At 73.2% G+C, this 3,996-nt stretch carries 4 protein-coding genes; 2 read left to right on the top strand and 2 right to left on the bottom strand.

Features of this window, described 5'->3' with window-relative positions; all coding sequences use genetic code 11:
- Together E1283_RS33250 and aroQ are read right to left on the bottom strand one after the other, a co-directional pair.
- A partial coding sequence (locus E1283_RS33250; RefSeq protein WP_207930633.1) for a PAS domain-containing protein occupies positions 1-323 on the bottom strand: 323 nt, incomplete at its 3' end.
- Between the two features lie 212 nt (positions 324-535).
- The gene (aroQ, locus tag E1283_RS33245) at positions 536-967 is read right to left on the bottom strand and encodes a type II 3-dehydroquinate dehydratase (RefSeq protein WP_132821892.1); all 432 of its coding nucleotides are present in this window, start codon (positions 965-967) and stop codon (positions 536-538) included.
- A 283-nt stretch (positions 968-1,250) separates the two neighbouring features.
- On the opposite strand from aroQ, the gene E1283_RS33240 reads away from it, so the two are divergent.
- Together E1283_RS33240 and E1283_RS33235 are read left to right on the top strand one after the other, a co-directional pair.
- Positions 1,251-2,555 (top strand): MFS transporter, encoded by a 1,305-nt coding sequence (locus E1283_RS33240; protein WP_207930632.1) that lies wholly within the window; start codon positions 1,251-1,253, stop codon positions 2,553-2,555.
- Between the two features lie 107 nt (positions 2,556-2,662).
- On the top strand, positions 2,663-3,667 hold the full coding sequence (locus tag E1283_RS33235; RefSeq protein WP_243745274.1) for a phage baseplate protein: 1,005 nt from the start codon (positions 2,663-2,665) through the stop codon (positions 3,665-3,667).
- The last annotated feature ends 329 nt before the right edge of the window (positions 3,668-3,996 follow it).

Below are 3,996 nucleotides of genomic sequence, written 5' to 3'. Positions count from 1 at the left end.
GGGGCGGCCACCGGGGTGGCGAGCAGCAGCCAGCGCGGCTCGCCGCCGCCGTCGTCGAGGGGGCTGGCGGTCACCTCGGCCTCGACGGGGTGGCCTTCGCGGTGGTGGAGGCGGAGCGGGCCGTGCCAGCCCGCGGGACCCGCGAGGACTCCGGGCGGCACGACCTGGGCGACCAGCTCGGCCGCCGGCCGGCCGAGCAGGTCGGCGGCGGCGTGGCCGAGGAGGCGCTGGGCACCCGGGCTCCAGGCCCGGATGACGCCGCCGGTGTCCACCACGGCCGAGGCCGTCTCCGCGGCGGACCTGCCGACACCGGGTCCGTCCATCCCGTTCATCCTCACCATCGCGCCGTCAGGAGCAGGCCAGCGAAGGTCGCGAATCCGCTCATACCTAGGGAAACGGTATCGCCAGACGGAAAGGTTCCGCCATGCACGACTGCCATCAGCGGGACGCGCGGCGAAGTCCGCCGATCGTACAGCTCGCGGCGCGCCGGGGAGCCGCCCCCGGCGGACGGAATCAGCCGGGACTCAGCGGGCCGTCAGCCGGCGGCGAGCAGCCGGCAGGCGTGCTCCACGGCCAGGGCGTAGCCGTGGACTCCGCAGCCGGCGATGACGGCGGTGGCGGCCGCTGACACGTACGAGTAGTGGCGGAACGCCTCGCGGCGGTGGATGTTGGAGATGTGCACCTCGATGACGGGCAGCCCGTCGCAGGTGGCCAGGGCGTCGAGCAGGGCCACCGAGGTGTGCGAGTAGGCGGCGGGGTTGATCACGATGGCGGCGTGCCGCTGCCGCGCCTCGTGGATCCAGTCGACCAGCTGGCCCTCGTGGTTGCTCTGCCGGCAGTCGACGGCCGCGCCGTGCCGGGCGGCGGTCTCGGCGCACAGCAGTTCCACGTCGGCCAGCGTGTCGGCGCCGTAGATCTCGGGCTGGCGGGTGCCGAGCAGGTTGAGGTTGGGGCCGTTGAGGACCATCAGGGTGGGGGCCTGACCGGCCGGGCCGGCTGCTGGCGTCACTCGGGTCACCGCGCTTTCTCTCGTCTTCTCCCGGGTCGTGCCCGCTCCGGGGAGGGGCCGCCCTCATCATGGCGGATCGGTCCGACGACGCGGTGATGTCGGTCACGGCCAAGGGCCGACTCCACCTCGGTTCGCGGGGCGAAACCGCAGGTCAGGGCGAGCGCCTCGGCAGCGGACCGGCGGGCCGGTTCGCTCCGGGGTGATTTGTCCGCCGGCGACGCGGACTGGGATCCTGACGCCCGTGGAGACGGTGCGGGCGGGGGCGGCGGAGCGGATCGGAGCGACGAGGTCCGGGGCCGCCCTCCCCACCAGACGCTCGTACGCCATCTGGGCCGTCGGCGTGCTGGCCTACGCGTTCTCCATCATGCAGCGCACCACGCTCGGGGTGTCGGGTCTCGAGGCGGCCGAGCACTTCGCGGTCTCCCCCGCCCAGCTGTCGACGTTCGTCTTCGTGCAGGTCATCGTCTACGTCTCGATGCAGATACCGGCCGGGCTGCTGGTCGACAGGTGGGGCGCGCGGCTCACGGTCTGCGCCAGCGGTGTCGTGGCGGCCGCCGGCCAGTTCCTGCTGGCCTTCGCGACCGACCTGACCACGGCGATCCTGGCCCGGGTGGTCGTGGGCGTGGGCGACGGGCTGATGTTCGTCTCGGTGCTGGCCCTGCTGCCGCGCTGGTTCCCGGCCCACCGGGTTCCGCTGGTCACCCAGCTGACGACGATCCTGGGGCAGTTGGGGCAGATCCTGTCCGCGCTGCCGTTCCTCGCGCTGCTCCGCGGGGCGGGCTGGTCCTGGGCGTTCGGCTCGGCCGCGTCGCTGAGCCTGCTCGGCGCGGTGCTGGCGCTCGCCGTGCTGCGGAACGCGCCGCCCGGCTCGCGGCCGGTGCGCAACCGGGTGTCGGCCCGGGAGGTCCTGGGCCAGTTGGGCACCATCTGGCGCCGACCCGGCACCCGTCTCGGCTTCTTCGGGCACATGGCGACCCAGTTCTCGATGATGGCGTTCTCGCTGCTGTGGGGTGTGCCCTACCTGGTGTCGGCGCAGGGCCTCTCACAGTCGACGGCCAGCGGGCTGCTGGTCCTGTTCGTGCTGGGCACCATCGTCGTCGGCCCGGTGCTGGGGGTGCTGACGACGCGGCACCCGATGCGCCGCTCCTGGCTGCTGCTCGGGGTGCTCGGGACGACGGTGGCCGTGTGGACGGTGGTGCTCGCGCTGCCCGGCCGGGCGCCGTTCTGGCTGCTCGTGGTGTTGATCGTGGTGCTGTCGGCCGGCGGCCCCGGCTCGGTGGTGGGCTTCGACATCGCGAGGACGTCCAACCCTGCGGGCCAACTGGGCGTGGCGCAGAGCATGGTGAACCTGGGCGGCTTCACGGCCTCGCTGGCCGTGCTGGTGGCGATGGGCCTGGTGCTCGACGCGGCGGGCGGGTTCACCTTCGACGCGTTCCGGCTCGCGTGGCTGGTGCAGTACCCGTTCTGGGCGCTGTCCCTCGTCGGGCTGCTCGTCACCCGCCGCAAGGCGCGCCGCGCGTTGGCGGCGGCGGCCGCCGCCGGCTGAGCGACGCGTGGGGCGCACGGGACTTCGGGGCCCCGTCTTGTGACCGAGGCAGGTTCCGTGATCGGATGGGGACTCGACCGTTACCCAACCGAGATGACGGAGCCGTTTTGCCTCTCGCGCCCTCCGCTCCCCTCAGCCGCAGGCGGTTCCACCGGGCCGGCGGCGGCCTGCTCGCCGCCGCCGCGATGGCCGGGTCGACGGGCATGCTCGGCGGGAGCCGGGCGGCGGCCGCGGTGCCCGACTCGCCGCGGTTCCGGTTGGCGGGCGCCGGCGGCAACCCGTTCTGGCGCCGGTCGCTGCACGCCAACTGGGTGTTGCAGTCGTTCGCTTACGACAACGAGCGGCAGCACATCTACTTCGCGCAGTACGACTCGACCAACACCGACCCCGGCCGGGTCGGCGACCTGTGGGTGACCAGGACCGACATCACGGGGAACCAGTTGGGCGCGATGGCGCTGCACGGCTTCGGGCACGGCGTGGGCATCGGCGTGGAGCCCTACCGGGGCGAGGTCCACCTGTGGACGGAGTGGCGCACCGGGCCCAGCGGATACGGCACCAGGATCGGCCGGTTCCGGTTCGTCAACGGGGCCACGCTCACCGCCGACGACCCCTCGATCGAGGACCGCACCCCGTCGGTCGGCGGCCCGATGATCGAGCCGCAGCCGGCGATCGACCCGTGGACCAACCGTTTGCTGGTGCGTTACAAGGTGGCCCCCGACCGGCCCAGGATCGTGGTCTTCGACCTCGACGACGCGCGCGCCGGGCGGCTGGGCAGCGAACACCGGCTGGCCGAGCGGGCGCTGCCGTCGCGCGGCGCCTGGGGCGGGGAGCACCCGTTCCAGGGGTTCGCCGCCTGCGGTCGTTACGCGTACCTGATCGAGGGGCCGGTCGGCGGCCCCGCCTGCCTGACCACGCTCGACCTCAACGGCGCGGGAGAGTCCACCGTGGTGGACCGGTTCGTCACCGACGCCGGGCAGTCGCTCCCCGGGCGTGAGCCGCAGGGCATGGCCGTCTGGATCGTCGCGGGCCGGCCCAGGTTGGCGTTCGGCTTCCACTCGAACTCGCGCGACGTCCGGCAGGCCACGGTCTTCTACAAGAGCGACTTCGTCTGATCCGGGCCGGCCGCGGCCGGCGTTCTCCCAGCTCAGCAAGGCACCGCCCCCGGTGCTCGCCCCGGCGAGCACCGGGGGCGGTCGGCTGTGCGCCACCACAGGCAATCTCTTGTTTACGAAAGATTGTAGACAAGAGGCAGTTGACGCTCCTAACGTGCTGCCTCACAACAGCCGACCACGAGGCGGGGCGGGAGCTGCGGCTCCGGCCGTCATCGAATGGGTGAGTGCGATGCGAAGAACGCGTGTGACCTGCGGGGTGTTGGTGCTGGCCCCGGTGCTCGGGGCCTGCGGGATGGGTGGCGGTTCGGCGGACGGCGGCGGGGGTGGCG

Source organism: Streptomyces hainanensis (genome assembly GCF_004348415.1).
GTDB lineage: Bacteria > Actinomycetota > Actinomycetes > Streptomycetales > Streptomycetaceae > Streptomyces > Streptomyces hainanensis.
Note: the sequence above shows the minus strand (reverse complement) of the source record. Positions and strands in the feature narration are given on the sequence as shown.